The organism is Achromobacter pulmonis, assembly GCF_002885955.2.
Classification (GTDB): Bacteria; Pseudomonadota; Gammaproteobacteria; order Burkholderiales; family Burkholderiaceae_B; genus Achromobacter; species Achromobacter pulmonis_A.
The window spans coordinates 221139-241959 of sequence record NZ_POQS01000003.1; the positions used below are offsets into that span (position 1 = coordinate 221139).

17 protein-coding genes are annotated in these 20821 nt (G+C 63.4%); 11 read left to right on the forward strand and 6 right to left on the reverse strand.

The genetic code is table 11. The features are described 5' to 3' along the window. Positions 1-84 precede the first annotated feature (84 nt). From C1I89_RS12320 to C1I89_RS12345, 6 genes are all read left to right on the forward strand, one after another. A complete protein-coding gene (locus C1I89_RS12320) occupies positions 85-744 on the forward strand; it encodes a glycine zipper 2TM domain-containing protein (protein WP_102773074.1) in 660 nt (219 codons plus the stop codon). 42 nt (positions 745-786) lie between these two features. Further along, a complete protein-coding gene (locus C1I89_RS12325; protein WP_102773075.1) occupies positions 787-1521 on the forward strand; it encodes a PhaM family polyhydroxyalkanoate granule multifunctional regulatory protein in 735 nt (244 codons plus the stop codon). 67 nt (positions 1522-1588) lie between these two features. After that, on the forward strand, positions 1589-2962 hold the full coding sequence (glmU, locus tag C1I89_RS12330; RefSeq protein ID WP_102773076.1) for a bifunctional UDP-N-acetylglucosamine diphosphorylase/glucosamine-1-phosphate N-acetyltransferase GlmU: 1374 nt from the start codon (positions 1589-1591) through the stop codon (positions 2960-2962). Next, positions 2962-4341, forward strand: a complete 1380-nt coding sequence (locus C1I89_RS12335; RefSeq protein WP_102773077.1) for an MFS transporter — start codon at positions 2962-2964, stop codon at positions 4339-4341. Before glmU ends, C1I89_RS12335 begins: the two co-directional genes overlap by 1 nt. Before the next feature lie 91 nt (positions 4342-4432). Continuing rightward, a complete protein-coding gene (locus C1I89_RS12340) occupies positions 4433-5755 on the forward strand; it encodes a UDP-glucose dehydrogenase family protein (protein WP_102773078.1) in 1323 nt (440 codons plus the stop codon). Further along, complete coding sequence (locus C1I89_RS12345) at positions 5752-6810, forward strand: glycosyltransferase family 4 protein (protein WP_102773079.1); 1059 nt, start codon at positions 5752-5754, stop codon at positions 6808-6810. The genes C1I89_RS12340 and C1I89_RS12345 overlap by 4 nt, the downstream gene beginning before the upstream one ends. A gap of 9 nt (positions 6811-6819) precedes the next feature. Here the strand turns inward: C1I89_RS12345 and C1I89_RS12350 are convergent, their stop codons facing one another. Continuing rightward, on the reverse strand, positions 6820-7308 hold the full coding sequence (locus C1I89_RS12350; RefSeq protein ID WP_102773080.1) for an Lrp/AsnC family transcriptional regulator: 489 nt from the start codon (positions 7306-7308) through the stop codon (positions 6820-6822). Positions 7309-7459: 151 nt separating this feature from the next. Here C1I89_RS12350 and glmS point away from each other — a divergent pair, with 151 nt between their 5' ends. After that, the gene (gene glmS / locus C1I89_RS12355; RefSeq protein ID WP_102773081.1) at positions 7460-9292 is read left to right on the forward strand and encodes a glutamine--fructose-6-phosphate transaminase (isomerizing); all 1833 of its coding nucleotides are present in this window, start codon (positions 7460-7462) and stop codon (positions 9290-9292) included. Positions 9293-9518: 226 nt separating this feature from the next. Here glmS and C1I89_RS12360 read toward each other — a convergent pair whose 3' ends face one another. The 5 genes from C1I89_RS12360 to C1I89_RS12380 form a co-directional block, all read right to left on the reverse strand. Continuing rightward, positions 9519-10682, reverse strand: a complete 1164-nt coding sequence (locus C1I89_RS12360) for an AlbA family DNA-binding domain-containing protein (RefSeq protein ID WP_102773082.1) — start codon at positions 10680-10682, stop codon at positions 9519-9521. Positions 10683-10703: 21 nt separating this feature from the next. Then, positions 10704-11615: a hypothetical protein gene (locus C1I89_RS12365; protein WP_102773083.1), complete on the reverse strand. Its 912-nt coding sequence runs from the start codon at positions 11613-11615 to the stop codon at positions 10704-10706. A 22-nt stretch (positions 11616-11637) separates the two neighbouring features. Then, entirely contained in the window at positions 11638-14223 is a 2586-nt protein-coding gene (locus C1I89_RS12370) for a S8 family peptidase (protein ID WP_146196898.1), read from the reverse strand. Next, positions 14159-15139 carry an AAA family ATPase gene (locus C1I89_RS12375; RefSeq protein WP_219929580.1) on the reverse strand — a complete coding sequence of 327 codons (981 nt, stop codon included), beginning with the start codon at positions 15137-15139 and terminating at the stop codon, positions 14159-14161. Before C1I89_RS12375 ends, C1I89_RS12370 begins: the two co-directional genes overlap by 65 nt. 997 nt (positions 15140-16136) lie before the next feature. Continuing rightward, a complete protein-coding gene (locus C1I89_RS12380) occupies positions 16137-17033 on the reverse strand; it encodes a LysR substrate-binding domain-containing protein (protein ID WP_102773086.1) in 897 nt (298 codons plus the stop codon). Between the two features lie 123 nt (positions 17034-17156). On the opposite strand from C1I89_RS12380, the gene C1I89_RS12385 reads away from it, so the two are divergent. The 4 genes from C1I89_RS12385 (at position 17157) to C1I89_RS12400 (ending at position 20813) form a co-directional block, all read left to right on the forward strand. Then, on the forward strand, positions 17157-17906 hold the full coding sequence (locus C1I89_RS12385) for an SDR family NAD(P)-dependent oxidoreductase (RefSeq protein ID WP_102773087.1): 750 nt from the start codon (positions 17157-17159) through the stop codon (positions 17904-17906). 38 nt (positions 17907-17944) lie between these two features. Then, the gene (locus C1I89_RS12390) at positions 17945-18934 is read left to right on the forward strand and encodes a TRAP transporter substrate-binding protein (RefSeq protein WP_102773088.1); all 990 of its coding nucleotides are present in this window, start codon (positions 17945-17947) and stop codon (positions 18932-18934) included. A 75-nt stretch (positions 18935-19009) separates the two neighbouring features. Beyond that, positions 19010-19540 (forward strand): TRAP transporter small permease, encoded by a 531-nt coding sequence (locus tag C1I89_RS12395; RefSeq protein ID WP_102773089.1) that lies wholly within the window; start codon positions 19010-19012, stop codon positions 19538-19540. A 13-nt stretch (positions 19541-19553) separates the two neighbouring features. After that, positions 19554-20813, forward strand: a complete 1260-nt coding sequence (locus tag C1I89_RS12400; protein WP_102773090.1) for a TRAP transporter large permease — start codon at positions 19554-19556, stop codon at positions 20811-20813. Positions 20814-20821 lie beyond the last annotated feature (8 nt).

Below are 20821 nucleotides of genomic sequence, written 5' to 3' on the forward strand. Positions count from 1 at the left end.
TGCAAAGAAGCGTCACCATCGCAACATGCCGAAACCGCGGGCGGGTGCTATACCACTGCCGGTTAGTAACGATGGAGCATCGTCATGAGTACCCCTACCCGAATCGACTCTCCGCGCCGCGGCCTGCATCCGCTGGTGGCGGCCGCCGCAATCGCCGTCATCGTCATGTGCTCGGTCGGCGTGGCCGCCGTGATGGGCTGGCTGCCCACGCCTTCGGCCAATCCGCATGCCGACGAACCGGTGGCCGAGGCCGGCCCGGAAGGCGCCAACCTGGCCCCGCTGCCGGCCGAATCGGCGCAGGCCGCGGCCCAGACGCCGTCCCAGCCCGCGCCTGCGCCCAAGGCCCGTCCTGCCCCCGCCCCGGCGCCCGCTCCCGCGCCCGCCAAGCAGGCCTGCGCCAACTGCGGCGTGGTCGAAACCATCCGCCAGGTGCAGGTGCCGGCCAAGGACGATAGCAACCATCTGGTCGGCACCATCGCCGGCGGCGTGGCCGGCGGGGTGGTCGGCAACCAGTTCGGCGGCGGCAACGGCAAGACCGCGCTGACCGTGCTGGGCGCGGTCGGCGGCGCTTTGGCAGGCCGTGAAGTTGAGCGTAATATCAGACAGCAACAAACGGTGACGCACTATGAGCTCACCGTGCGCATGAACGACGGCAGCAAGCGCCAGTTCCGCAGCGCCCAGCCGTTCGCGTTCGCTTCGGGCGACCACGTGCGCGTGGAAAACAATCAGCTGCTGCCGGGATGAGCCCGGCGCGAGCCTAATCATCCGTCTTTGGGGAGACCAGGAATGAGCGACCAACAATCCAACCCGTTCGTCCTGCCCGGCATGGGCCAGCATTCCGACTTGTCGGGCAACCCGCTGCTGGCCAGCATGGAAATGATGCGCCAGGCCTGGGCCGGGCTGACCGGGCCCGGCGGCCTGGCCAGCAGCCTGCCCATGGCTCCCCCGATGAACCTCGAAGACCTGGACCGCCGCATCGCCGAACTGCGCTCGGTGGAAAACTGGCTGCGCATGAACCTGAGCATGCTCTCCAGCACGATCCAGGGCATGGAAGTGCAGCGCTCCACCATCAGCACGCTGCGCGCCTTCGTCGACAGCGCGGCCAACATGGACATGGCGGCCGTGCGCGCCAGCGGCGCGGCCTCGCCGCTGGAAGTGGTGCTGGGGCTGAAGCCCGCGCCCAAGCCGGCAGCGGCCAAGGCGCCGGAGAGCGCCGGCGCCAAGGACGGGCAGGCGCAGGCGGCGGCCGACGAGGCGCCCGCCAGCGCGCCGGGCATGAGCGAGCAGATGGGCGCGGCGGCCCAGTCGGCCTCCAAGGCCTGGTGGGACCTGCTGCAGCAGCAGTTCAACCAGATCGCGGCCGCCACCGCCGCTTCCATGCCGGCCGCGCCCGCCGCCGCGCCCGCGCCGGCCAAACCGCAGGAACCCGCGCCCGAGGCGGGCGCCGCCAAGCCGGCGGCGCGCAAGCCCGCGGCCCGCGGCGCCAAGGCCGCCAAGAAAACCGGGCCTGGCGCGAGCTAGCCCTCTCTTTCAATCGATGCCCCGGCCGGCCGCCAGGCCGCCGGGCCGTCTCAACACCGTGGAACTTATGCTTAACGTAGTGATTCTCGCCGCCGGACTGGGCAAACGCATGCAGTCCGATCTTCCCAAAGTGCTGCACACGCTGGCGGGCAAGCCCATGCTGGCCCACGTGCTGGACAGCGCGCGCGCGCTCGAGCCGGCGCGCATCATCGTCGTGGTCGGCCACGGCGCGGATCGCGTCAAGCAGGCTTTCGAAGGCCAGCCCGACCTGCACTTCGCGCTGCAGCAGCCGCAGCAGGGCACCGGCCACGCGGTGCAGCAGGCCGTGCCGCTGCTGCTGGAAGGCGGCGGCCAGGACGACGTGACACTGGTGCTGTACGGCGACGTGCCGCTGGTGCAGCCCGACACGCTGCGCCGCCTGCTGCAGGCCCGCGGCGCCGGCGCCGCCGTGCTGACCGAAGTGCTGGCGGACTCCACCGGCTACGGCCGCATCGTGCGCGACGCCGCCGGCAACGTGTGCCGCATCGTCGAGCACAAGGACGCCTCCGAAGGCGAGCTCGCCATCAAGGAAGTCAACACCGGCATCCTCAGCGCGCCCACCGCCAGGCTCAAGGACTGGCTGTCCCGCATCGACAACAACAACGCCCAGGGCGAGTACTACCTGACCGACACGGTCGGCCTGGCCGTGGCCGACGGCGTGCCGGTGGGCGCGGCGCAGCCGGGCGCGGCCTGGGAGACGCTGGGCGTGAACAGCCGCGTCCAGCAGGCCGAACTGGAGCGCCGCTGGCAGGCCGAGCAGGCCCGCCGCCAGCTCGAAGCCGGCGTCACGCTGGCCGATCCGGCGCGCTTCGACGTGCGCGGCACGCTCACCTGCGGGCGCGACGTGTTCATCGACGTGGGCTGCGTGTTCGAAGGCAGCGTGACGCTGGCCGACGGCGTGCGCGTGGGCCCGCACTGCGTGCTGCGCGACGTCAGCGTCGGCGCGGGCACCCAGATCGAGGCCTTCAGCCACCTGCAGCAGGCCCTGGTGGGCAGCGACGCGCGCGTCGGCCCGTATGCGCGCCTGCGCCCCGGCGCCGAGCTCGGCGACCGCAGCCACGTGGGCAACTTCGTCGAGATCAAGAAAAGCGTGCTGGGCGAGGACAGCAAGGCCAATCACCTGGCCTACATCGGCGACGCCGACATCGGCGCGCGCGTGAACGTGGGGGCGGGCACCATCACCTGCAACTACGACGGCGTGAACAAGCACCGCACCGTCATCGAGGACGACGCCTTCATCGGCTCGGACACCCAGCTGGTGGCGCCGGTGCGCGTCGGCCGCGGCGCCACGCTGGGCGCGGGCACCACGCTGACGCGCGACGCGCCGGCCGACAAGCTGACCGTCTCGCGTCCCAAGCAGCTCACCATCGACGGTTGGCAGCGCCCGGTCAAGAAATCGTGATGGAACAGCAAGACCGGGCGCCGGGCGGCGGCGCCAAGCCCGCCCCGCCCGACGGCCTGCCGACGCCGCGGCGCTATTGGGCCGCGGCAACGGTGATGACGGGCATCAGCCTGTCGGTGCTGGACACCACCATCGCCAACGTCGCGCTGCCCACCATCGCAGTCGATCTCAATGCCTCGCCGGCCCAGGCGGTCTGGATCGTCAACGCCTACAACCTGGCCGTGGTGACCATGCTGCTGCCGCTGTCGGCGCTGGCCGAGCGCATCGGTTTCCGCCGCATGTTCTCCTTCGGCCTGGCGCTGTTCACGCTGGCCTCGCTGGGCTGCGCCCTGGCCGGCACGCTGTGGCAGCTGACGGCGGCGCGGGTGTTCCAGGGCATAGGCGCGGCCACGCTGATGTGCATGTTCGGCGGGCTGGTGCGCAACATCTATCCGCTCAAGCTGCTGGGCCGCGGCATCAGCATCAACGCCACCACGGTGGCCATCATGTCGGTGCTGGGGCCGACCATCGGCTCGGCCATTCTCTCGGTGGCGCCCTGGCCGTGGATCTTCGCGGTCAACCTGCCCATCTGCGTGCTGGCCATGCTGGGGCTGCGCCACCTGCCGGAAGTGCCGCGCAACGACGTCAAGCTGGACTGGATCAGCGCCTTGTTGTGCATGCTGACCCTGGGCGTCTTCATTTCCGGCGTGGACATGATGGGCGAGGACCTGTTGCGCGGCATCGGCCTGGTGGCCATCGCCACGGTGGTCGGCCTGCTGCTGGTGCGCCGCGCCAGCCGCCAGCCCGCGCCGCTGGTGCCGGTGGACCTGCTGCGCATCCGCCCGCTGGCCTTCGCCGTGGCGGCCTCGGCCTGTACCTTCGCGGCGCAGATGGCGTCGTATGTGTCGCTGCCGTTCTATTTCCAGCAGGTGCTGGGCCGGCCCTACCTGGAGGTCGGCATGCTGATGGGCGCCTGGCCGGTGGGTACCGCCATCATCGCGCCCGTGGCGGGACGGCTGTCCGACCGCTACTCGGCCGCCACGCTCAGCGGCGTGGGCGCGGCCACCATGGTCATCGGCATGCTGTGGCTGGCCGTGCTGCCGGCCAGCGTCTCGAACTGGCCGGTCATCCTCGGGATGTTCGTGGCCGGCGTCGGCTTCGGGTTCTTCCAGACGCCCAACAACCGCGCCCTGCTGTCGTCGGCGCCCCGCTCGCGCAGCGGCGCGGCCGGCGGCCTGCAGGCCACCACCCGGGTGTTCGGCCAGAGCTTCGGCACCGCGCTGGTGGCGATCGCGTTCAGCATCAGCCTGGCCCACGGTCCGGCCCTGGCCCTGGTGCTGGGCATGATCTGCGCCGGCCTGGCGGTGGTGGTCAATACGGTGCGCTTCGCCAAGCTGTAGGGCGTCGGCCCCGCGCCGCTTCTATAATGGCGGCCTGCGCCCGGCTGCCGATGCCGGGCGCGGGACTCGTCCATTTTTAAGGTGTGCAGGCATGAAGATCACGGTCGTGGGTACCGGTTACGTGGGTTTGGTGTCGGGGGCGTGCCTGGCCGATATGGGCAACGACGTCATGTGCCTGGACCTCGACGCCGACAAGATCGCCCTGCTGCGCCGCGGCGGCATCCCCATCTACGAGCCCGGCCTGGAAGACCTGGTGCGCCGCAACGTGCAGGCCGGCCGGCTGCATTTCACCGACGACGTGGCGCAAAGCGTGGCCTTCGGCGACGTGCAGTTCATCGCCGTGGGCACCCCGCCGGGCGAAGACGGCTCGGCCGACCTGAAGTACGTGCTGGCCGCCGCCCGCAACATCGCGCGCCACATGACGGCGCGCAAGCTGATCGTGGACAAGTCCACCGTGCCGGTGGGCACGGCCGACAAGGTGCGCGAAGTGGTCGCGCAGGAACTGGCCGCGCGCGGCGTGGACATTCCGTTCAGCGTCGCGTCCAACCCGGAATTCCTCAAGGAAGGCGCGGCCATCAACGACTTCATGAGCCCCGACCGTGTCGTGGTCGGCGCCGACGACGAATACACGATCGGCGTGATGCGCCGCATCTACGAGCCGTTCCAGCGCACCCACGACCGCCTGATGGTGATGGACGTGCGCTCGGCCGAACTGACCAAGTACGCCGCCAACGCCATGCTGGCCACGCGCATTTCGTTCATGAATGAAATGGCCAACCTGGCCGAGGCGCTGGGCGCCGACATCGAGCAGGTGCGCCGCGGCATCGGCGCCGACCCGCGCATCGGCTACCACTTCCTGTATCCGGGCGCCGGCTACGGCGGCTCGTGCTTTCCCAAGGACGTGCAGGCGCTGGTCAACACCGCCGCCGAGAACGCGCTGCCGATGCGCGTCATCGAGGCGGCCGAGGCCGCCAACCACGCGCAGAAATTCCGCCTCTCCGAGAAGCTGGTGAGCCACCTGGGCGAAGACCTGCGCGGGCGCAGGATCGCGCTGTGGGGCCTGTCGTTCAAGCCCAATACCGACGACATGCGCGAAGCGCCCAGCCTGACCGCGATCGCCGAACTCACGCGGCGCGGCGCCGAAGTGCGCGCCTACGACCCGGTGGCCATGCACGAGGCCGCCCGCGTGCTGGCCGGCCAGCCCGGCGTCACCTTCGCCACCGACATGTACGACGCGCTGGACGGCGCCGACGCGCTGCTCATCGCCACCGAATGGAAAGTGTTCCGCGCGCCCGACTTCGATCGCGTGAAATCCCTGCTCAAGACGCCGCTCATCATCGACGGCCGCAACCTGTACACGCCGGCCGACGTGCGCGCGATGGGCTTCCAGTACTCCGGCATCGGGCGCGCATGAAAATCCTGCAGCTGAACTTCGAGAAAGGCTGGCGCGGAGGCGAACGGCAGACCCTGTACTGCATGCGCGCGTTCCGCAAGGCCGGCCACGAAGTCGAAGTCATGTGCCGCGAGGGCGCGCCGCTGGCCGAGCGCGCCCGCCAGGAAGGCTTCATCGCCCACACCTGCCGCAATGTGCCGGGGCAGCTGGCCTTTCTGGCCGGGGCCGGGCGCTACGACATCGTCCACGCCCAGACGGCCAACACCATCACCTGGGCGGTGCTGACCAAATGGCTGCACCGCCGCCCGGTGGCGTTCTCGCGCCGCACCTCGTTCGCGGTCAAGCCCGGCGACGAATGGAAGACCGGCTTCAAATGGCGCCACGCCGATCTGTTCGTGGCGATCAGCGAAATGGCCGCGGGCGAGCCGCGCCGCCTGGGTATCGAGCCCGTCATCATCCGCAGCGCCGTCGAGCCGCACCGGATCGACGCCGAGAACGTCGCCGGCCTGGTGCGCGAATTCGATCTGGACGGCAAGAAGGTCATGGCCACCTCGGCCGCGCTGATCCGCGACAAGGACCCGGTGACGCTGGTGCGCGCCGTGGGCGAATTGGCCAGGACGCGCCGCGATTTCGTGTTCCTGCACTTCGGCGCCGGCGGCGACCGCGAACAGCAGGCCAAAGACGAGGCGCGCAGGCTGGGTATCGAGGACGTCTACCGCTTCGCGGGTTTTCGCAAGGGCGTGGAAGACTTCTACAGCATTCTCGACGTGTTCGTCATGAGCTCCGAGGAAGAAGCCCTGGGCAGCAGCGTGCTCGACGCCTTCCTGCAGCGGGTGCCGGTGGTGTCCACCGACGCCGGCGGCCTGAAGGAAAGCCTGGCCGACGGCCGCGGCGTGCTGGTCGCCGTGGGCGACTTCAAGGCCATGGCCCAGGGCATGGCGCGCTGCCTGGACGACGCGGCCTTCCGCCAGGAAGTCACCGAGCGCGCCTACGAATACGTGCGCAGCGAGCACGACGTGCAGGAAATGGGCAACCGCTACCTGGCGCAGTTCGAGCGCCTGCTGGCGCGCCGCTGAAGCCCGCGTTCAGGCGCGCAGGTCGATGCGCGTCTCGAACTTGGCGCGATGCACCGAGAAGAACGTGCGCACGTTGCGCACATTGGCCTGGGCGGTGAACGCCCGGTGCGCCAGCGCGTGATAGGCCGGCATGTCCCGGACCTGCGCGATCACCACGAAATCCGGCCCCGGCGACACCCGGTAGCACTGCAGCACCGCGCGCTCGGCCTGCAGGCTTTGTTCGAACTCGTCCAGGCGCTCGGCCGCCTGCACGTCGAGCGTGATTTCCACGATGGCCGTCAGCGTGCTGCCCAGCTTCTCGGGCGCCAGGATCGCCACCTGCCGGTCGATCACGCCTTCGTCCACCAGCCGGCGCACCCGCCGCAGACAGGTCGGCGGCGAGGCATGCACGCGCAACGCCAGGTCCTGGTTGGTCAGCGAGCAGTCTTCTTGTAACTGTTCAAGAATGCGCCGGTCCAGATCGTCCAGCTCAGGCAGCGTAATCGGCGGGTTTTGCATGATTAATTTCAAAATCGTCGTCTATAAGAAAGATAATTTAATCACAAATATGTAAGGGAATTAACTTACATATATAGCCAGATAAAGAAATCAAATTTCTTGCCGTCGCGAGCACAATGCGTCCGTACCTGAACTTTCCGGAGCTCCTCCTATGTGCGGCATTGTTGGCGCCGTCGCCCAGCGCGACATCACCCCGATCCTGGTCGAAGGCCTGAAGCGCCTGGAGTACCGCGGCTATGACTCCTGCGGCGTCGCCGTCTACGCCGACGGCCACCTGCGCCGCACGCGCAGCACCCAGCGCGTCTCCGAGCTGGCCGCCCAGGTCGAGCAGGACAAGCTGCAGGGCTATACCGGCATCGCCCACACCCGCTGGGCCACCCACGGCGTGCCCGCCACCCACAACGCCCACCCGCATTTCTCGCACCTGGGTAACGACGAGCCGCGCATCGCGCTGGTCCACAACGGCATCATCGAAAACCACGACGAACTGCGCGCCGAGCTGCAGGCCGTGGGCTACGTGTTCGAGAGCCAGACCGACACCGAGGTCATCGCCCACCTGGTCAACCACCTGTACGCCGGCGACCTGTTCGAAGCCGTGCAGAACGCCGTGCGCCGCCTGCATGGCGCCTACGCCATCGCCGTGTTCTGCCGCGACGAACCGCACCGCGTGGTCGGCGCGCGCCAGGGCTCGCCGCTGGTGGTGGGCGTGGGCCAGAACGAAAACTTCCTGGCCTCCGACGCGCTGGCCCTGGCCGGCACGACCGACCAGATCATCTACCTGGAAGACGGCGACGTCGTCGACCTGCAGCTGGCGCGCGTCTGGATCGTCGACGCCGCCGGCAAGAACGTGCAGCGCGAAGTCCACACCGTGCACGTGCACACCGGCGCGGCCGAGCTCGGCCCCTACCGCCACTACATGCAGAAGGAAATCTTCGAGCAGCCGCGCGCCGTCGGCGACACGCTGCAGGACATCGAGGCGATCACGCCCGAACTCTTCGGCGACGACGCCTACAAGATCTTCAAGGACATCGACTCCCTGCTGATCCTGGCCTGCGGCACCAGCTACTACGCCGGCCTGACCGCCAAGTACTGGATCGAATCGATCGCCAAGATCCCGGTGGCCGTGGAAATCGCCAGCGAATACCGCTATCGCGACAGCGTGCCCAACCCGCGCTCGCTGGTCGTCACCATCTCGCAGTCCGGCGAAACCGCCGACACGCTGGCCGCGCTCAAGCACGCCCGCTCGCTCGGCATGGAAAACACGCTGACCATCTGCAACGTGTCCACCAGCGCCATGGTGCGCGAGTGCAAGCTGTCGTACATCACCCGCGCCGGCGTCGAAATCGGCGTGGCCTCGACCAAGGCCTTCACCACCCAGCTCACCGCACTGTTCCTGCTGACGCTGGCGCTGGCGCAGGTGCGCGGGCGCCTGAGCGACGAGCAGGAGGCCGAACACCTGAAGGCGCTGCGCCACCTGCCGGTGGCCATCGGCTCGGTGCTGGCGCTCGAACCCCAGATCATGGCCTGGGCCGACCGCTTCGCCTCCAAGGAAAACGCCCTGTTCCTGGGCCGCGGCATGCACTATCCGATCGCCCTGGAAGGCGCGCTCAAGCTCAAGGAAATCAGCTACATCCACGCTGAAGCCTACCCGGCCGGCGAACTCAAGCACGGCCCGCTGGCCCTGGTGACCGAGCATATGCCCGTGGTCACCATCGCGCCCAAGGACGAACTGCTGGAAAAGCTGAAGTCCAACATGCAGGAAGTGCGCGCCCGCGGCGGCGAACTGTACGTCTTCGCCGACGCCGACAGCAAGATCCAAAGCGCCGAAGGCATGCACGTGATCCGCATGCCCGAACACTACGGCAAGCTCTCGCCCATCCTGCACACGGTGCCGCTGCAGCTGCTGTCGTATCACACGGCTTGCGCCCGGGGGACTGATGTGGATAAGCCGCGTAATCTGGCGAAGAGTGTGACGGTGGAGTGAGGCGGGGGGTGGCGCCGGCGTGAAGACAAGGAATAAGTCGGTTGCGCGGAATTAAAGTCGGTCGCAGCGCGAACGTCTTCGTTCTCTTGCTATTTGCTTTTATCGCATCTCGATATCTTTCGTTTAGGTAGGGAAGGTCGCCTCGGCGGCCTTCTATGCATCGAGCATGCATGCGAACTAAAGACGAACAAATTCAGCCGGTGAACCCTCCCAGTCTTACTTGGTTTTACCGGTTTGGAGCCCAGTCGCCCTCCTGGTTGTAATTGTCCGATCGTTCTATACCTGCCGCTTGCCAGACCAAATCGAAAACCGGCTTCAACGCATGCTCGGCGCTGAGATCGCCAGGAAGTAATACGTCTGGCAGAACGAGCGTCTGACGGTCGAAGTAGCCCTGGTGATCTTCGAGGGGGTAACGGAATCGGTCGATGCCCAGCTCCACCTGATCGGCATTTAGCAGTGAGACCATAAGTGTCATCTCCGTTCCAATTTCGAGGTGGATGTACTCGTCTCGAAGAGCGCGTACTAGTGCGATAAAATCTCGCTCGTACGCTAGGCTACCGAGCGCGGCTCGAGCCCCCTCGTCGTACGTCAAGACTTTTACGGCCTCGAAATACCCGTTTCGAAACAGTTGCGAGTACCCGTGGGTCCCGAGTGGGCCGGGGTTTCGAACAGCTAGCGCTCCATCTGCATTGACCCGTGAACGAGCTGCAGTTGGACTCAATACTGGCAAGTCACGGAGCTGCATGTAGGGGATGGGGTCGATTTGAACGGCCCCCAAGGCGGCCTGCGTCGGTACGAAATGGCCTACGAGTAGCGCGCCTGGCACGAGGCGATGCGGGCCTTCTCCTGCAATCAGCTTGCCAAGCCGTTCGGATCTGAAATCTCGGACGCGTTGCGCCTGATTCTCTGATCGTAAAAAGAGGCCCCTGATCTCTGGGACATCAAGTTGCCGCTTGCGACCGTTTTCCCGAGTGAAGAAGTGCTGATTTGTCCGCACCCGGTGAGGCCCCGCCCAGCTTTGGGGCGCTCGCACCACAATCACGAATCCGTCTGCGACTGTTGTTGCCTGCACTTGCAGGCCTGGCACCCTCGGTTCGATTCCATTGAGCAGTACGTCCTGAAGACGTCGACATTCCTCGTCGGCATTCCCCTGTAGCGCAGAAATGGCGGCAGCTCGACCCTCGTCATCCTCTTCAATGCCATAAACCAGATCTCCCCCACTGCTGTTCGCGAACGCCGATACATCAGCTAAGAACTCGTGTCTTCCACCGGCGTCGGGCCTGGGGAGCTCTCGTTTGAACTCCAGGTAGGTTCCTTCAGCATGGCGCTCGGCGACGAGCGTTTGGATGTCATCTTGAGTGATTTTTAAGAGGTCACGAGGAAGGCTCATAGTGCAAAGAAAATGTAGTGGTCAGCAGTTTGAAATGTCCCATCGCTTTGCAGCTGACATAGTGTCAATGCTGAACACCATGTAATTGAAAGGAATCGGTGTGGATTGGTCGTGCCGGTAGCAGATCGCCATGCCGTCGTCGTTCCATGCGAAGTCATCCCATTTCCACCGAGAGCCCTCGTCGCTTTGCAAGACGACGTACGAACCGGCTCGAAGCCGCACGGAAGATCGGCCTTCACCGAAGTCTAGGCCTAGGTCAAAGGTGTGAACCTGGACATTTTTTTTGTCAGTAAGAGCCTGTTTGACTGCGGCGATGGTCAAATTCGTGAAGGGAATGAGCGCAGGCTGCGCGGTATGCAGCAAGGATAGCCCACCCCGAAATGCAGGTGAGTCGAGCGTTTCCAAGATCTTGCTGTCGCCGGAGCTTCGAACATTTACGGTGCGCCCCTTGAAGGAAATGCCCTCCGCGGACACGTTCAGCCCCATGAAGATTGGTGCCCCAGAGACTCCAGCGGCAGCGCCGTCGGCCGCGTCAAAGCGGCGAGCGAAGGTCAGATCTTCCTTCTTCGTCTCCGCTTGGTTGCAGCCGGAGAACTCGCACAAAATGGTGTGCTTCCCTAAGCCGGGATAGCTTGCTACGTGGAACTTATCAAGCGTGATCTTGATAGGTTTTCCGATGAGTTCAGGTTGGGCCGTGATCCTGCTGGCTCCGAGAATTTCTCGATCTCTGGGATGATCGTCCTGCGGCACAAAGCCGACGATCATGCCTGTATGACTGTAGGCCTTGCGGGTGAATAAGCCTCCCGTCTGACCTGAGAAGCCCGCAGCAAGCAGCTCTCGCTCGCCCTCTGCGTCGCCAATCAGCGCAAGGTACTCAGCGATTTCTTTGTTCGAACGATAGCCGAGTGAGTTGTTTTGGCTGTAGGTAGGCATGTTATGTCTTGAGATGTGTAAGTCAGTGACGGATTCGCGCCCGCGGTTGAACCGATTGGCGAACTTCGTTGTAAAGCTCTGTTCGCTGCCTCTGACCGATTTCGATTGTGACGGCCAATGCATATGGAACCTCTACGTGCTCGAAACCAGATTTGGCGGCGGCTTGTACGCAGACTTCGAGCTTCCCGTTCGGATTTTTGATCAACTTCTCGCCTCTATGCCGCACGTGCACGATTGTGCCGCGTGCCGCTTGGAGGGAAGACGGCTGCGGCTCTCCTGTCGTCACGCCTTCCCAGTACTTAGACTTGCCATCCGAGCCGCATAGCTTCAGTACAACGGCCCTTGGATCGGATGTCGTGTGGGTAGTGGGTGTCGTCCATGCCATCGTCAGCGTGACACTTCTGAGTTCTTTGTTATTTAACAGTGTGGCAGGGATGGGAAGCACGAAGTTGTGCCGGTCTCCACTTTTGATGACGTCGTCGCCAAGTAGCGTAGCTCGGTTGGCATTTCCCGAGACAACTCTCTCCGCGTTGGCAGAGCCGAATCCGATGAATTTTGAGATGCTCGAACGACGAGTCGAATGACTTCCTTGTCCCTGAGGAAGAAACGCTTTATCGAGAACGGTTCCAATGCCGCCCCATTCGCAACTGTGAACCAGCAAAGCCTTCAGAATAGGCGTACGAGTTCGCAGATCTTGCCAGTCAATATCGTCTTGACCGTAGAGATCATCCAGTGCATCGGCGATGTGATGGCTCGCCCGCGTAACGAGCGCAGCGGCATTGCTTGTCCCCGCAGTTCGGACGTAGCGGCTCAAGCTACCGGTCAGCGATGGCGCTGCTACGAGATGCCCAAAGTCCACGGGTGCAAATGGATGTAGTTCCACGCTGCCTTCAGGAGTTTCGATGCATCGCGCTGCATATCGCCCTCCGCTCGCTACTAGCTCCGGCTTTATGCACCTATTTAGTCCTGGCCCTAATGCGGAGACGAGGCTCGTCATGCGCAATGTGGGGTAGGGATCAAGGTGCATGCCAGTCTCCGGGGAGCCATCCGAATGCAGGGCGCCTACGGTTAGTGAGTTGACTGATTCTGCAGGGCTCAACAGCCCTCGCTGTCCCTTGGCTTTTTCCATTGCTGCTATAAGCATCCCCTCCCGCTCGGTATCATCTGCCTCCTCGAAATGCGAAGCAGACAGGGCACCAGGTATAGGAACAGGCGAGAAAATATTGCCGGCACTCAGCACGAAGAGGAGCCGATTGTGGTGGCTGAAATGGTCCAATAGTGCTGCCCAGGGAGAGGCTCGGCGCACATAAGGTGATATGACGTCGCAAATCGAGTGATTTATCACTGTGATATTTGCGAGTTCAGGATCTTGGAGAGGGTCAGCGAGCGTGATGGCACGCAAGGCGCGGTAGATGACGCCGATAGGCATCTTGCCCTTCGGTGTCTCTTCCTGATGGCCATTACCTGCAAGAACGGGAATCGAGATGATGCGTCGATTGAGAGGGGCCTCATCTTCATCGTGGAGATCTCCGTTGAGAACAAGCGACAGCATGGACGTGCCATGAAACCTGGCAGATACCGGCGCTTGCTCTCCAGTCACGTCCACTTCAACCACTCGAACGCGACCGGCTAAGGCCTCGTGGCGTGCAATTGGGTAACCGTCCAGTACCGCTGCTATAGCGGTCTTTTGATCTGAGTTTTCGCGCCGCCGAGGTGCAGGTGTGGTGAGCGCCCCTTCCTCAACTGCGACCTGAAAGGAAGATTGCGGCCGGATGGTCATGATGTCATCGAGGGAAGCAATACCTTCGCCGCCCTCAGCCATCCGGCGTGCAACAGATGCGGGCACCCTGATCAGCAATCCCTGGTACCTGATTTCTCTGATCTCTACTTGATCAAGCAGTGTGCCGCCTACTGTGGCGAGCATCTCTTTAACATGCTCAACTGACTGATCGCGGCGTTGTTTCTCTGATCGATACCAGAGGTCGAGTTCTACGGTAACTTCTCTATTGGGATCTGCACTCAGAATTCGATTGACGTAGCGAGCAAGCGCTGGATCGAGTCGATCCTCAATGGACCACACGCGCAATGCAGTTAAGTAGTCGAACAGCCGCCACAGAGGTGTGAGCCTTTCCGGGCAGTCATACCCCTTGGAGTACTTCTTCCAGTGCTTGAGCAACTCGCGCAGAGCTGCATCGCTGGGCATGGTGAGATACAGAAGCTTGGCTTTCGTATCGAGTTTGGTGTTATCGCCCGGAAGCTCGTCAGCCTCGTCTTCGCCAGGGTCCTTGTTGAAGTCCGCATCTTCAGTGAGGAGCCATTCCAGTCCAAGCGCCTGCGCAGCTACGTTGAACTTGTACGCGGCTCCATTCAATTCAAAGACGAGGCATCGCTCAGGCACTACTGCGCGAGGATCCGCTGAGACATCTACTCCAGCACTGATATCGGCGAGGTTCGCCGCAGCGCTATCGAAGATTTTTCCAAGGCGTTTCGCTTGGACGTCGTAAGGAAGTCGTGTGGCGTGGCCTTTGGTGTTTCTCCTACCGCTAGCTATCCGTCGGGCGACTTGCTTTTGTCTTTTTAGGCGGACGATTGGATACTCGGCTGGCAACGTCGGTCTCCCTGCTGTTAACAGTAACAGGAAGAATACTACGTTTCATGATGTGACGAACCGCCTCTGCGGCTGTCAGTTTTCCGCGGGACAAGACCATCTTTCGGCGTACGTCCAGAGTGAAAGCTTCGACGGCTGACATATTCTCTCCATCGAGATAGTCAGCAAATTCCTTCCCGGTGAGGCCAGATGGCTCTCCTAAAGCCGCTTCAAAACGCTTGAACCACGAAATCAGTTGGTCGCGCTGAGGGCGGCCGATTTCCAACCTCAATTCAAATCGGCGCCATACTGCGCGATCCAGAAGTTCCGGATGATTAGTCGCGCAAATGACCATTGAATGGCTCGGCAGTTGATCCATCTGTACAAGCAAGGACGATACGACTCGTTTGATCTCGCCCGTCTCCTGCGCGTCGCTCCGCTCCTTGCCAACAGCGTCGAACTCATCAAAGAAAAGGACACATGGCGTTGCAGTGGCGTACTCAATCAGCTTCCGAAGACGGTTGGAGGTTTCCCCAAGGAAGCTATCGACGATCGCGTCGTAGCGAAGGGCAAGTAGTGGAAGGCCGAGCTCAGTAGCCATAGCCTCCGCAATACTCGTCTTCCCATTACCAGGGGGGCCCACCAGCAGCAATGTGTGTCGCGGCTCGAGCGAGTGAGCGCGCAGCAGCGCGGAGCTAGAAAATTCTTCGATTAGCTCTTCGATCTGTTCGACAACTTGCGGATGTAGTACGAGTTCATCCAGGCGTCGGCGCGTGGACATTGCGTACACAAGCTCTGCAATACGGTCAGGAAGCTCGGCAGACCCATTCGTTTGTCCCCTGCTGCGGGAGTTGCCGTCGATCCCCGGCAATTGGCTTTGCAGGCTTTGAGCCGCCTTCAAGGACGAACGCTTCGATTCTGAAATTATCGCGCTCATCGCTCTACCTACGGCTTGTCTATCATTTCGGGTCGTGGACATTTCTTCACCTAGCGCATCCGGGACATGAGGCTCGTTTCACTACCGTGCTTTAACAAAACACCTTCATAAGCGTCGAGCAGTCGTAGAAGGCTGTCGCACACACGTCGTATGTGACGCAATTCGCGAGCGTGAACGGGAGGTGGCATCGTTACTTGCTTTAAAAGTGAAACTGAATCGGCGCTCTTTGTTTCAGTTTTCTCGAGCCGTAGGCGCGCTAACGATGCATGGTACACCTGCCGACGATCCTTGCGCGCCTTTCCGGTGCTAAGGAATCTCCATAGCGAAACGCGGTCAACCCCTAGCTCTCGAGCGGCTTGCGGGATAGACATTTTGCTGGCCTGTATGAACTGTTGCAGCTGGGTGCGCAACTCATCGTCCTGCGCAACTTTTGGCACGTCTGGTCCCTTAAAAAGTATTGTACCGACAAGTCTAAACTGCAACGGAAAAAACTGCAACGAGCCAGGGTAGTTGCTCTTTTTGTTTCTTTTTGGATAGTGTTTTCTGCGAACTTGCGGTGAGGGGCCCCCCGGCCATGTACAGGGTCGGTAGCGGTGACTTGCTAGATGGGATGTCAAATTGGCAAGCGACCGGCCCCTCGTCAGGTCGTCACTACCCAGCGCCGCCGGCATCACGAAACCACCGAAGCGCCGGATAGTAGAACCTTGAGACCGCCGGATCGAATGTAATGCGGTACTTGGTCTGGCAGGCGAACTTTATTCCTTCACCTCAGGGAGTGGTGGACTAGTTCACGGGGCCGCCTCCGCCCGGCCGTGGTGCTGAAGTTGTGACCTAAGACCTGCACAAGCCTTAGTTTGTAAAACGCGAATACAACCTCAGCGTTGTATGCCGGAATTCACCTTCTGGACAGCGGGGGCAGCTGCCGACACTGCTCCAGGCTTTTGCTGCCCGCCGAATTCCCATGCACGTGGCCCCCCGTCCACGATGTCGGCCAGCCTTATCCCCCAATGCTGGTCTTCGCCGCTTCGGCATGAATCCATGCCAGAAAGGCCTCTACGGCCGGACGCTTGCCATACTTGGGCGGATAGACGGCGAAATGCGCCTTTATCCGAATTGCCTTCGACATTCCAAAAATAGGAACCAATCGGTTCTCTGCCAAATGCCTTCCCGCAATGATGGCGCTTTCCAGCGCTATCCCTAGCCCCTGCGCCGCAGCGTCCAGGGACATCTGGGCCCGGTCGAAGCGAATACTGAAGTGATCCGGAGCCCGTCTTTTTGAATACCGTGCAAACCAATCGGACCATTGCACGACGCTGACGTTGCTTTGAATCAGCGGCACGTCCAACAATTGGTCGATTCGCTTGAGCCGGTGCTCGCGAACAAAGGCGGGGCTTGCCAGCGGCAATATCCGCTCTTCGAACAGCGGTTCGATCGCGACATTGTCCCATTGCGGCACACCATAGCGAATGTCGATGTCGGCTTGTCCGAGCTGAAAATCGCTGTGCGAATGAGCTGCCGACAGATTGAGCGACACGTGCGGATGCGCTTCTGCAAACCGCCTGAGCCTGGGCATCAGCCACAGGCTCGCGATGCTGGGCGCGGAATGCACATACAGGCTGTTGCTGACGCCGTGGCGCAAATCGTCGGTTGCGGAGGAAATCGCCGCTAACGCGCCGCTGATGCGGCTCAGGTATTGCTCTCCGGCGCTGCTGAGCCGCACGCCGTGGGCGCTGCGCTCGAAGAGCCGCAGTCCGAGTTCCGCTTCCAGCCGGGAAATCTGATGGCTGACCGCCGAAGCAGTGAGGTGCAGTTCTGTTGCAGCGATCGCAAAGCTGCGCCGGCGCGCGACGGCCTCGAACGCCAGGAGGTTGACGATGGGCGGCAGCGCAGGCATGGGGTTGACCCTCACTTCAGATGATGATTCGTCATCTTAGGCTGATGACACATCGTTTGTCTTAATGCTAGGCGGCGTCCAGAATTGTCCGCACACAGTTCAACAAGGACAGGAGGACGACAGATGCTGCTCAAGGACAAGATCGCCGTGATTTCCGGCGGCGCCGGGATCAACGGACTGGGATTCGCCACCGCGCGGCAGATGGCCGCGCATGGTGCGCGCGTGGTGATCCTGGACCTGGCGCGCGCCGAGCCCGCCGGCGCGGCCGCCCGGCTGGGCGACGGTCATCTGGGGCTGGTCGCGGACGTGACTGACAAGGCTGCGTGCGTGGCAGCTATCGAACGGACGCTCAAGGCGTTCGGGAAGATCGACATCCTGGTGAATAATGCCGGCATCACGCAGCCGGTCAAGACGTTGGAGATCACCGGCGCGGACTACGACCGCATTCTGGACGTCAGCCTGCGCGGCACGCTTTACCTGTCGCAAGCGGCGCTGCCTGCCATGCAGGCGCAACGTGCCGGGTCGATCGTGTGCATCTCGTCGGTGTCCGCGCAGCGCGGCGGCGGCATCTTCGGCGGCCCTCACTACTCCGCCGCGAAGGCGGGCGTGCTGGGCCTGGCGCGCGCCATGGCGCGCGAATTCGGCGGGGACGGCATTCGGGTCAATTGCATCACGCCGGGCCTCATCGAAACCGACATTACGCAAGGCCGGCTGTCCGCCGAGCGCAAGGCCGACATCGAAGCCACGATTCCGCTCGCGCGCCTGGGCAGGGCGGACGACGTGGCGGGCGCGTGTGTGTTCCTGGCCAGCGACCTGTCCGCGTACTGCACGGGTGTCACGCTGGATGTCAACGGAGGCATGTTGATTCACTGATCCGCAGCACTCCCATAAAAAACTGGAGGAGGAGAATCATGAAAAGCAGAAAATTGCTTCAGGCGAGCCTGACCTTGGCCGCCGCCACGCTGCTGCCGCTCGCGGCGCAGGCGCAAAACCTCAAACTGACGCTGGGCCATGGCGCCGCAGTGGGCAACCCTCGGCATGAGGCTTCGGTGAAATTCGCTGAAGTGCTCAAGGCCAAGACAGGCGGACGCATCGAGGTGCAGGTCGCGCCCTCCGCCCAGTTGGGCGACGACGCCGCAATGGTCACAGCGCTGCGTACGGGCGCCTTGGACCTGAGCGCCAACTCCCAGGGCGCGGTGGCCGCCGCGGTGCCGGAGTACGCAGCATTCGGCATGCCGTTCCTGTTCCCGGACGCCGACGCGGCGTTCAAGCTGCTGGATGGGCCGCTGGGCAAGGAGCTGGCCGAGAAGTCGGCCACCAAGAAGCTGGTTCTGCTCGGCACTTGGGACAACGGCATCCGCCAGATGACCAATAGCAAACACCCCATCAACAAGGTCGAGGACATGAAGGACCTGAAGATGCGGGTGCCGCCTGACGCGACCCTGGTCGACATCATGAACGCCCTGGGCGCGCAGGCGCAGCAGATCAAGTTCGCGGAACTGTACGTGGCGTTGCAGCAGGGCGTGGTGGACGGCCAGGAGAACCCGCTGGTGAATTTCGAAGCCAGCAAACTGTATGAAGTGCAGAAGTACCTGGCGATGACCAATCACCAGTTCCAGATGACGCCTTTCCTGATGAGCAAGCGCACCTGGGACCGCTTGAGCGAAGCCGACCGCAAGGCCGTGCGCGAGGCCGCGGACGAAGCGTCCGCCCTGCAGCGCAAGCTGAGCAAGGACGCCGACGCCCGGCTGCTGGCCGAGTTGAAGGCAAAGGGCGTGCAGGTCACCACGCCTGACACGGCCGCCTTCGCCAAAGCCACCGCGTCCGTCGACGAAAAATGGCTGGCCGGCCCCATCGGCCCCTACGTGAAGAAGGTTCTGGCGGCCGCGCGCGGCAACTGACAAGTCCTTCGGTCCGCCGTCGTGCCCGCCTTCGCGCCGGGCACGGCGGCGGACCGGCACAACGCAGGAGACAACATGAATACCGATCGACACGGATGGATCGGCACGGTCATCGACGGCATATGCCGCGTGATTCTGTGGCTGTCCACCACGGTGATCTTCGTGATCCTCGTCGTCAACACCGCGCTGCGCTATGCAACCGGTACCAGTCTGGAATGGGCCAACGAGGTCCCCGAGCTGCTCTTTCCCTGGCTCGTCATGTCGGGGGTCGTACTGGCTGCGCTGCACAACGCGCACATCGCCACCGTATTCCTGATGGACGCGTTGCCCGCGCACGTCCGCCGCCTGGTCGCAACCGTCGCCTGGAGCGTGGTCGCCGCGCTGTACGCGACCCTGTCCTGGGCGACGTTGAACATGATCGATATCGTCCACGATGAAAAATCTCCCGTTCTGCAGATGCCCGGTTCGCTTACCTACGGGTGCGTGATGGGCGGCCTGGTGCTGCTCGCCGTGCTGGCGGCGCAGTCGGCGTGGCAGAGCTGGCATAGCCGCGACGCCGTGGCGCAGCCCGACGGCGAGCAGCAGGCGCCCGCCGTGCACTGGTGACGGGAGGACTGCCATGAGTGCATTGATACTGGTCGTATTCATGGGCGCCGCCGTCTCGGCCATGCCCATCGCCCATGCCCTGCTCGTCGCCGCCATGGCGGCGGTCGCCAGCGCGGACCGCGTGCCGCTGGATGTGGTGGTCCAGCAGATGGTGGCGCAGGTGCAGAGCTTTCCCCTGATCGCGATTCCGTTCTTCATGCTGACCGGTTCGCTCATGATGGGCGGCAAGCTCGGCGAGGCGCTGGTGGGCGTGCTGTCGGCGCTGATCGGCCGCTATCACGGCGGTCCCGCCCAGGTCGGCGTGCTGTCGTCCACGCTGTTCGGCGGCGTGTCGGGCTCGGCCGTCGCGGATGCCTCGGCCATCGGCTCGCTGATGATTCCGTGGCACAAGCGGCTGGGCTACCCGGCCGCGTTCTCGGCCGCGACGCTGGCCGCCGCCGCCACGATCGACATCCTGATTCCGCCATCGATCCCGCTGATCCTGTTCGCCCTGACCGCCAACGCATCGATCGCGTCGCTGTTCATCGCAGGCGTTCTGCCCGGCCTGCTCCTGTGCGGGGGCTTCATGGTTTCCTGCTGGTGGGTGGGCCGCCGCCGCAACTTCCCCCGCGATACGTCGCCTTTCGACGGCGCGGCCTTCCGCCGGCACTTGCTGTATGCCTTGCCGGCCGTGGTCCTGCCGCTCTTGATCATCGTTTTCCTGCGGTTTGGCATTGCGACGCCGACCGAAGTGGCGGTGCTGTCGACGCTGTACGCGGGCCTGGCGTCGGCCCTGATATACCGCGACCTGACGTGGTCGCGCCTCAATGCCGCCATCGTCCACGCGGGCCTGGCCACCGGCGTGGTGCTGCTGGTGATCATGGCGTCGTCGGCCATCGGCTGGCTGCTGACCTTCGACCAGACGCCGCAGGGGATCGCGCACTGGGTGCAGGAAAACGTGCATGTCAAATGGCTGGTCACCCTGCTGATGAACCTGATGATGCTGTTCCTTGGCATGTTCCTCGACTTGCCTGCCGCCGTGCTGCTGCTGACGCCAGTCTTCGTGCCGCTGGCGCAGAGCATCGGCATGGACATGACCCAGCTTGGCGTGATGATGGTCGTGAACCTTGCCATCGGGCTGTACACGCCGCCAGTGGGCACCACGCTCTTCATCACCAGCGCATTGGCCAAGGTGAAGGTGGGCCAGACAGTGCGCGAGCTGGTGCCCTTTTATCTGGTCGCGTTTGCGGTGCTGGGACTGGTGTCCTATGTGCCTGCCTTCATCCTGCAATGAACCCCCAT